Origin of the sequence: Thalassoglobus sp. (assembly GCF_048270125.1) — a bacterium.
Classification (GTDB): Bacteria; Planctomycetota; Planctomycetia; order Planctomycetales; family Planctomycetaceae; genus Thalassoglobus.
The window spans coordinates 20,123-27,634 of sequence record NZ_JBLWTN010000043.1 but is presented as its reverse complement, the minus strand read 5'-3'; the positions used below and the strand labels follow the sequence as shown (position 1 = coordinate 27,634).

Annotated in this window: 6 protein-coding genes and 1 pseudogene; 5 read left to right on the top strand and 2 right to left on the bottom strand. The window is 50.6% G+C overall.

All coding sequences use genetic code 11. From position 1 onward, the window contains the following. Positions 1–64 precede the first annotated feature (64 nt). Entirely contained in the window at positions 65–295 is a 231-nt protein-coding gene (locus ACN0YR_RS24200; RefSeq protein ID WP_417851786.1) for a hypothetical protein, read from the bottom strand. 227 nt (positions 296–522) lie between these two features. Here ACN0YR_RS24200 and ACN0YR_RS24195 point away from each other — a divergent pair, with 227 nt between their 5' ends. Then, positions 523–747, top strand: coding sequence for a hypothetical protein (locus ACN0YR_RS24195; RefSeq protein WP_417851785.1), 225 nt, complete (start codon positions 523–525; stop codon positions 745–747). Positions 748–1,405: 658 nt separating this feature from the next. Then, positions 1,406–1,651, top strand: a pseudogene (locus tag ACN0YR_RS24190) (IS256 family transposase); the annotation flags it as partial. A 357-nt stretch (positions 1,652–2,008) separates the two neighbouring features. On the opposite strand, the gene ACN0YR_RS24185 reads toward ACN0YR_RS24190, so the two are convergent. Continuing rightward, positions 2,009–2,350, bottom strand: coding sequence for a hypothetical protein (locus ACN0YR_RS24185; RefSeq protein WP_417851784.1), 342 nt, complete (start codon positions 2,348–2,350; stop codon positions 2,009–2,011). A 79-nt stretch (positions 2,351–2,429) separates the two neighbouring features. Here ACN0YR_RS24185 and ACN0YR_RS24180 point away from each other — a divergent pair, with 79 nt between their 5' ends. The 3 genes from ACN0YR_RS24180 to ACN0YR_RS24170 are packed head-to-tail and all read left to right on the top strand — an operon-like array spanning position 2,430 to position 7,420. Then, positions 2,430–2,951: a sigma-70 family RNA polymerase sigma factor gene (locus ACN0YR_RS24180; protein ID WP_417851783.1), complete on the top strand. Its 522-nt coding sequence runs from the start codon at positions 2,430–2,432 to the stop codon at positions 2,949–2,951. Between the two features lie 4 nt (positions 2,952–2,955). Next, the gene (locus ACN0YR_RS24175; RefSeq protein WP_417851782.1) at positions 2,956–4,629 is read left to right on the top strand and encodes a LamG-like jellyroll fold domain-containing protein; all 1,674 of its coding nucleotides are present in this window, start codon (positions 2,956–2,958) and stop codon (positions 4,627–4,629) included. Further along, positions 4,616–7,420, top strand: coding sequence for a PSD1 and planctomycete cytochrome C domain-containing protein (locus ACN0YR_RS24170; protein WP_417851781.1), 2,805 nt, complete (start codon positions 4,616–4,618; stop codon positions 7,418–7,420). The genes ACN0YR_RS24175 and ACN0YR_RS24170 overlap by 14 nt, the downstream gene beginning before the upstream one ends. Positions 7,421–7,512 lie beyond the last annotated feature (92 nt).

Here is a 7,512-nt window from a genome sequence, read left to right as displayed (position 1 = left end):
CGAGCCTCCCTGCTCACCGTAATTGTTTGTGCAAAAACAAAGGTGATCAAAGGCTCGAAGTCTTTCAATACCAATCAGTTAAGTCTCCTAAAAACGAAAATCCCTGAACGGCGTTGCGTGCCACCTGTCCGAATGTTTCAACAAACAAATCTGCATCTGCGACTGAATTCACTTCGATCTCATTCGATTGAGGTGCCGTGCCGATCTCCTGAGGGGGAGGACCTGATACAAATCGGAACCATGCGGCGGCTGCAATCAATAACACGCCAATTGCCAAAGCGAGTTTCTTGATCATACGTTCGATTCCGGATGGTCGTCACATACATACACAGTTCTAAAAACCCAATGCACTCCATGGCTGGTCAATCAAGCGGGTCGCAGCCAGGATTCAGTTTAACGACTGCTAGGAGTGATCTCATCCTGTTGTGGTGCCTAGCCGAATTTGCGGCCCACTCCTGCCCTGTGGAGGTAGCATTTCGACACCTCTTTGCTGGAGCTCCATGGCGCGTTCGGAATAGCGAAATGCCTTCATTACAACTTCTTGGCCGGTATTTCGATTTCTTGCGACTACCCCTGCATGTGTTCGCTGTCGAAGAAGCTTCGCCGCAATTCTCCATCGTTCTAATGACGCATTGTCATCAGTACGCACTACTAACCACGATTGGGACAGTTCATGTTCTTCAATCCGACCCAGTTCTAACCGAAGACAATCAGGATTCGACCGGTCAAATTCCGTACAAGAGGTAACTGACAATGTCGGCTCATATAATGAAAACACCAACCGTCTAAGGAGGGGAGGCAACTCTGAAAGCCCCTCTATGGCAACCGGTTCCGCCTTGAATGGATGATATTGAATTCCAGTGACAAGAGCACCGCATTCTTGCGCAATCTCATGCGAAAGCTGAAGCAGTTCGTCCGGGGCCGCGTGAAACTGTATAGAAATATCTGCCATTGATTTATCTATCGTAAGGTACAAAATCCGTGGGCAATCCGCCAGGTCCGTTTAGATCGTCGAGTGCTTCCCCTTCACGCTTGACTGGAGTGCCATCTGCTTTAGTTTTGCCCACGTTTCGACCTTTCAATTCCCCAGACGGTGTCTCGTACTCTATGTCCGCCCGTCGTCCTTCCTTATTGCCTCCAGGGGTCGGCGTTAGCCGTTCTTTACCTCCTCCGCCCGCAACAATCGTATTCCCTTCAGCCTCAAGCTTCGCCGCTTCCTCTCTGATTTTTTTGTTGTGGGGAGCATCGGGATCAGTTTTGGGCCCGCGCTTCTTTTGACCTTCGGGATAGTTATGCGCTAATAGGGTTATTGTTGAAAGTTGTGTTCTGTTGAAATGAAGAAAGGTGGCGTATTCTGCTGAAACCTTGAACCTTCAGCGGCTCGAAATGAGCACAGGAATACGCCATGAACAAGACTACGACAACCAACAACAAAGCACCAGTCAGCGATGTTTCTTCCTCAGAGAATCTTGATCCAGAGGTCCTCGCGTTTCGAGCGAACTTCGAGTCTCGCAGTCCGCTCGATGAAATTATTCGGGAAGGTGCCAGGCGGATGTTACAGACTGCGATCAACGCAGAGGTCGAAGACTTCATCACAGCACATTCTCAACGCGTTGACGAACAGGGGCGGCGACAGGTCGTTCGTAACGGGGCGGGTGGCACGACCCAGAACGGAACGGAGTGAAGTGATGGGCGTGGCGAGCGCGGGGGAGAGGTTGATGAATGACTAAACGTCCATCGTGTAATTGCCACGACCACCCTGCCGCTTCGTTACACTCAACTCGTGCCACCTGATCCGCTGCAAATGGATAGTACATTACCAATGGTGTAAGAATGAGAGTCTACACAAAATTCGCCACGCCCATCCTTACGCTCCGCTCCAGTCTGAGCGTGCCACCTGTCCGGGACCATCGAATTTGCTGGAGTTGACACGATCGATCGGGAAATGCAGCGTTTCTACAAGGCGCCTTTCGTAGCCGACCTGTTGTCAAAGCAAGCAGAGAGTATCTTAGTATTCGCTGCAGAAGTTGGATAAAAAATTAATTCCTGCTTGCTTCTCGGCGTTGGGGGGCACGCCCAGCACGAAACTTAGTGGAGTAATGGGCGTGGCGAATGCCGAGTTGACGGGGAATAATTCAGCAATATGTGAGCCAAGAAGAGAGTCAAGTCGTTCAACCACAGGCAAGGCATACTTCAGCAAAAGGCGACCGGTGTCATCACCACTTATTCCTACGATTCCACCAAACGAATGGTGACGGCTGAAGACTTCAACGGCATCATCGCACCTACGATGCCAGTGGAATGGTGAGTGTTCTTGAAGCGATATGGCTTTCTTGAGAGTTCGTTTCATCGTCGAATTGATCAATAATTCTGAAAAATCGTGTAACCTTATGGGGGCATACGGTAAATGCTCTCGTAGGGAACCGATTATGGAACAGACAGACAACTCTGAAATCTTTGTTCGGCATCTGACTGAACATCAAAACCGCATCTATGGGTACGTCTTTTCTCTGGTGGGCGATCACAGTCGAGCGGCGGATGTTGTGCAAGAGACGAATCTGGTGCTGTGGCGGAAGATTGGTGAATTCAAGCAGGAGAGAGAGTTTCTACCATGGGCGTTTGCGATTGCGCGGATTCAAGTGTTGGCTCATCTGCGGGATCGCAAGCGAGACCGGCTTTTACTGGATGCCGAGTTGGCTGAGGCGATTAGTGTTGAGGCCGAGAAGCAGGCGGAGAAGATCGATATTATTCGAGAAGCACTACGACCTTGTTTACAGGTTTTGACCTCCACAAATCGAGAATTGATCGAGCGTCGATACTTCCGTTCGATGTCTGTCGACGATGTTGCGGAGTCTGTGGATCGCACGTCTGGAGCTGTCAAAGTGGCTCTTTTACGAATTCGTCGGCAACTCGCTGATTGTGTTCAGCAACGTATGATGGCAGAGGGCTGATCAATTGAATCCAAAGCTGGAAGAACTTGAATCGCTTCTCTTTGACTGGGAGGCTGGCACTCTGAGCGACGAGGGGATTGAACGTGTTCGTGAGATTCTCCGTGCGGATGAGGATGCCAGAGCATTTTTTGTTCAACAACAGGTGCTGACCGCTGCATTGAAGTTGGATGTCGATGCCGGATTAGATCCTCCGAGTGTTGAAGAACGATCCCCCATAGTCACTCCTCCTGTCAGCCGTAAGCAGTTGAATCGAGATTATCGAGTCAATTTTTGGGCTGCCATCGCTGGCCTCTGTTTAATCTGTGTCTTGACGGTTCGAGTCTTTTACCTTGAGGTCTCGAAAAACGTCGATTCCGAATCGATTACTAAGGTCAACGATTTACAGCGAAGTGATGACGGGGAGGCCACTTCTTCTGGCATCGCACTCGTTACGAGTCTCGTCGACGTGGTCTGGGAGGATGACCAGAGCCCACTCGAAGTTGGTGATGCTCTTTCTCCAGGACGACTTGCGATTGTCTCTGGTTTTGCTCAGATTGAGTTCTTTTGTGGCGCAACCGTCATTGTTGAAGGGCCTGCCGAATTAGATTTGAAATCGGTGAGTGGCGCGAGAGTTCATCGTGGGCGTCTGCGTGCACAAGTTCCTCCGGCAGCACGTGGTTTTTCGCTGGAACTCGACGACATTAAACTCGTGGACTTAGGAACAGAGTTCGGCGTCTCGATGTCGCCAGATGGTGCCGACGTGCAGGTCTTCGATGGAGAAGTTGAGTTGCACAAACCGGGGCAAAGCAAACGCCTCATGACAACTGGGCAAGCAGGCGTGTTCAAAGGAGATGGGACATTCCAGGCAGAAAAGATTGAGCCTGAGCGGTATCTGGATATTGCGACATTGGAAACGCGTGCCAGGAGTCAGGGTGAGTCTCGCTATCAAGCATGGAAGCTCTGGTCCGGTAACTTCCAGCGCGACCCAAGGCTGATCGCGTATTACTCATTTGATGAAGAGGGTGACTGGAAGCGAAAGTTGAAAAGCAGCATTCAGGCTGAGAGTGGCGAGCTTGACGGGGCAATCGTTGGAGCGAACCGCGTTCAAGGACGCTGGGCATCAAAGTCGGCTCTCGAATTCAAGCGTCCCGGTGATCGTGTGAGAATGCACATCCCCGGAGAATTCAGTTCACTGACTCTTTCCTGCTGGGTCAAGATTGACAGTCTCGACCGCTGGTACAATTCCCTCTTTTTGACAGATGGTTACAACCAGGGTGAGCCGCATTGGCAAATTCTTGATACTGGTCAGTTGTTCTTCTCGGTTCGCCATAAGTCAGACGATGCCCGCGGTCCGGACGCAAAGAAACTCACTCATCACATCGTGCTTTCCCCCCCATTCTGGAAACCATCTTTAAGTGGACGGTGGCTGCATTTGGCGACGACATACGACGCGGGTAGTGGAATAACAAAACATTATCTGAATGGTGATCTTCTGCATGAAGAGGAGATTCCCAGGGAATTGCTGGTGAAGACAACAAGAATTCGTGACGCATCAATCGGGAATTGGACGTTGCCGACACAAGAGGATACCGAATTTGCGATTCGTAATCTCAATGGCAGTATCGATGAATTTGCAATCTTCGCTGCGGCTTTGTCCGCAGGTGAAATTAAGGAAATTTACAATCATGGCAAGCCCTAAGTTCTGGTTACAGATTGTCGTTCCGATTGTTTTGTTTCAGGCATTGAGTCTGTCGCGAGTCGGCTACGCAGACGAGCCTGCTGAGGTCTCTCAGCATGCTGAGTCCGAGCGTCTCTTTACCCTGAAAATTCTACCGATCCTGAAATCCAAGTGCTTTGGTTGCCATGGACAGGATCCGGACGATGTACGCGGTGGTTACAATCTCCTGAATCGCGAGAACATGATCAAAGGGGGCGACTCAGAAGATGTTGCTCTTCTTCCTGGAAAACCGGAAGAAAGCCCTTTGTATCAGGCGATTATGTGGGATGGCTACGAAATGCCTCCCAAGGAAACCGACCGTCTCACCAAAAAAGAAACGGAGTATTTTCGAGATTGGATTATTGCCGGTGCTCCATGGCCGGATGCTTCGCGACAACTCAGCATCCAGAAAGAAGAATGGGCGGTTGCTGAAAACGAAGATGGAGTCATTGTAGGCACCAGCGGTGGGACTGCCGATGATTGGACATATCGGCGTTACAGCAAGGAAGAAACCTGGGCTTTCCAACCAGTCAAAAGTGTGGCTGTTCCACCAGGATCGAAGCATCCAATTAATGCGTTCGTCTTGCGGAAACTTTCGAGTGCGGGATTGGCACCGGCTCCTCAAGCGGATCCCCGAACATTGATTCGCCGAGCATCGTACGACCTGACTGGGCTTCCGCCTACTCCGGAACAAGTCCACGATTTCAAGAAGGCATGGGAGTCGGACCCAGAGCAGGCTTGGAGTGCTTTGGTGGACCAATTGCTCGACAGCGAACACTACGGAGAACGCTGGGCTCAGCACTGGCTGGATGTTGTTCGTTACGCAGACACCGCTGGTTTTTCAAATGATTATGAACGCTCGAATGCGTGGCGCTATCGTGACTATGTGATTCGGTCCTTCAACGACGATAAGCCGTTCAATGAATTTGTCGTGGAACAGATCGCAGGTGACGAACTGCGTCCCGGAGATGCGGAAGGGATTGTATCTACCGGAATGTTACGGATGGGGCCATGGGGGACAGCCATGATTCCACAGGAGGAGGCACGACAGATCTACCTGGATGATCTTGTCCATAATGTTGGGCAATCTTTTCTGTCGATGCCCATGCGCTGCTGCAAATGCCACGATCATAAATTTGATCCTCTCCCGACTCGAGACTATTACAGCATGTACGCAGCCTTCGCGACGACTCAACCAGCTGAGTTGAAGGCAGATTTCTTGCCGGAAGAGAACGTGAAGGGCTTTTCCGAGAAACAAAAACTGGTGGAACATTTGCTGGAGTATGCGAAGGCAGAACAAAAGAAAATTCAAGACAAGCAGGAGGCTGCTGCGATGAAGTGGTATGAAGAGCATCGCCTCCCGTATAAAAATGAGGACGAGAGGAAGGGAGACCCTGAAGATCAAAAACCGCCCCGTCATGTTGGTCTGACTCCTGAAGAAAAAGGAATGAAAAAAGTTCGTGAGCAGGACGTTTGGATTTGGGAACGCCGAATGGAGCGTTATCAGCCGATGGCTCAAGGTGTCTACAACGGTCAGGACAGTTTCAAGAACGGGCGAGCGCTACGTCGTCCGAAGAGCATCAATAAAAACTGGCGACCAGAAAACTTCATCCTGGCGGGAGGGGCATTGGATGCACCAACTGAAGCGGTTTCACCAGGAGTGTTGAGTGCCACCGGGCTTCCAGCCAATCCGGGAACTGATAATCCGTGGAATATTACGGACGGACTGACAGGTCGCCGACTTGCTCTTGCGAAATGGATAACAGATGACGCGAACCCGTTGACCGCGCGGTCGATTGTCAATCGTGTGTGGCAATATCATTTTGGAAAAGGGATTGTGAAGACGGCCAACAACTTTGGAGCAAAGGGAGGCAAACCGACGCATCCTGAATTGTTAGACTGGCTGACCGCAGACTTCATCGAGAATGGTTGGAAGATTAAACGGTTGCATCGTCTCATTATGTCGTCTGAAGTCTATCAGCGATCAAGCAGGCCACTCGATCCCGAGAAGCAGGCGACCGTCGATCCAAACGGCGATCTGCTGGCGTCGTTTCCTCCTCGTAGACTGACTGCTGAAGAGTTACGCGACAGCACCTTGTTGATCAGTGGGGAGCTCAACCCGGAATTGGGAGGTGTCCCTGTTATGCCTGAGATCAACATGGAAGTGGCTCTTCAGCCGCGGATGATTCAGTTCTCCATCGCTCCTGCTTATCAGCCATCAAGAACACCTGCAGAACGGAATCGGAGAACGATTTATGCCTACCGCGTGCGAGGGCAGGCCGACCCACTTCTCGAAATTATGAATCAACCGAATCCTAACGAGTCTTGTGAATTACGTGACTCGGCTGCTGTCACGCCTCAGGCATTTACTTTGCTCAACAGTGATGTGATGACTGACCGATCAATTGCGTTCGCACTGCGATTACAAAAAGAACAACCGACCGACACGGTTCAGCAGGTTCGACGAGCTTTGCAGATTGCTTTCGCTCGCGAGCCAAAAGCAGTGGAGTTGTCGCGATTGCACGGGTACCTTAAGGAAATGCAGGTGTATCACAAAAAGCATCAGCCCGAGCCGGTTGAATACCCAACTCAAGTCGTGCGATCCCTCGTTGAAGAATTTACTGGTGAACCATTTGAGTTCATCGAAAAATTGAATGTTTATGAAGACTACGTTCCCGATCCAAAGCCTTGGACGGTTTCCTCGGAGACCAGAGCGTTAGCTGACGTCTGTTTGTTGTTGTTGAACTCAAATGAATTTCTGTACGTGTACTGAGTCTCTCACTCACCTTCACCTCGGAATAAATTGAATAGACCTGATCTTGCTGTCTCAATCATTGAGAACGGCAACTATTCCAGAAGGCTCGG

Bases quoted from the DNA above. Each gene is read 5' to 3' on its own strand.
- ACN0YR_RS24200 (WP_417851786.1), bottom strand. From the start codon at position 295: ATGATCAAGAAACTCGCTTTGGCAATTGGCGTGTTATTGATTGCAGCC.
- ACN0YR_RS24195 (WP_417851785.1), top strand. From the start codon at position 523: ATGCCTTCATTACAACTTCTTGGCCGGTATTTCGATTTCTTGCGACTA.
- ACN0YR_RS24185 (WP_417851784.1), bottom strand. From the start codon at position 2,350: ATGAAACGAACTCTCAAGAAAGCCATATCGCTTCAAGAACACTCACCA.
- ACN0YR_RS24180 (WP_417851783.1), top strand. From the start codon at position 2,430: ATGGAACAGACAGACAACTCTGAAATCTTTGTTCGGCATCTGACTGAA.
- ACN0YR_RS24170 (WP_417851781.1), top strand. From the start codon at position 4,616: ATGGCAAGCCCTAAGTTCTGGTTACAGATTGTCGTTCCGATTGTTTTG.